The following is a 1,289-nucleotide window of genomic DNA, read 5'->3' on the forward strand; positions in this document are numbered from 1 at the left end:
GAATTGTTATGACTCCTATGGAGCTTGAGGAAAAATAGCAGTGGGCTCAGGATGTAGCAAGAATGGCTCTGTAGGTAACAGGCATAACAGGCAATGGGGTCTCTGTCATTATTCTCAAAAAGAGACGGAAAAGTTTACGGTGGGGCTTCTATTCCACTGCCTGTGAAGTTTTGGTGTGAAATCCCGCAGCGCTGGGTTGTCGAACCCTCATTTTCCTGATTAGAAAACTGCCGCTGTTTATGGAAAAATACTGAGCGTAAACTGATCACAAGTCTTCAATTTACGCATTTGGGCTTTATGCTACTCTTGTACCTGCCCAATAAGTCGGAAATGTCCTATTCCTCAGGGTCAGTTACTTGATGACTGTAATATATTGTTTTGTTTTTCATAATGTCTGAAATGAAAATTTGACTTTTTTGTCTCTCCAAGAATAAGGGCAGAGGTGCCTGAGATCGAGTGAAAAAAGGCCAACCACTTAGAAAGATTTACGTTGTACCTTTTGAATGCGGTGCTCATGGCCTCCCGATTATTATCGTACATAACCGTCAGATCGGCCGTTCCCAGAAGTGCGAAGAAAGTTTTTTTCATGTGTTCATTTTTTTCAATCTTCTGTGTCATTATCGTATCCCGGAACAGCTCACGTTCGTTGTCACGGCGATCATTAAGCGTCTCGTAAGCCCATAAATAATAGTGGACCCAGGTTGACTTTGTGCGATGTTTCTTTAATAGAGCACTACTTATAGCCTCATAATTTGGCTGAGATTCGAGCCGGGGCAGGTTATAAACGAATGCATCAAAACCGGTTTCAGGTTGTGGTGTTTTCTGGAGCGCTTGAAACGATGTTGTATACTCATTCCGGCTTAGCTCATAGCTTCCGGCATTCTCTAATAATTGATCAATATCAGAGGCTCTTACCTCTGATGATATATCAAGTACTTCGGGTTTACCTATTATAAAAGCCTTGACAAGCCTTAAATACTTCTTAATGTTTTCCGGTCTGCCACTATTTTTGATTTCACTGTCCAGAAAAAAAACATATTGCTTTGGTCTTTCTTTAATGATTATCTTCCTTGCTTCCTCCAGTGGTTTCAGAAGTATTCGTTCTATACTGTCCGGGTCGCTTACCCTGGGAAATAACGCTTGCTCAGCTTCAGAGTCATCCTTGCTGAACACAAACTGGATGTTATAGTTTGCAGGTATAATCAAAAGATACTTTGTGATCATTGTCGGCCAGCCAGCCTGTGGGATGTGCAGAAGATTAAACCGTTCATCAGTAAAGATTCTGATGG

Annotated in this window: 1 protein-coding gene; it reads right to left on the reverse strand. The window is 41.6% G+C overall.

From position 1 onward, the window contains the following. Positions 1-348 precede the first annotated feature (348 nt). A partial coding sequence (locus KDK18_RS13995) for a hypothetical protein (protein ID WP_257255550.1) occupies positions 349-1,289 on the reverse strand: 941 nt, incomplete at its 5' end.

The sequence above is a fragment of the Endozoicomonas sp. SESOKO3 genome, from assembly GCF_024606255.1.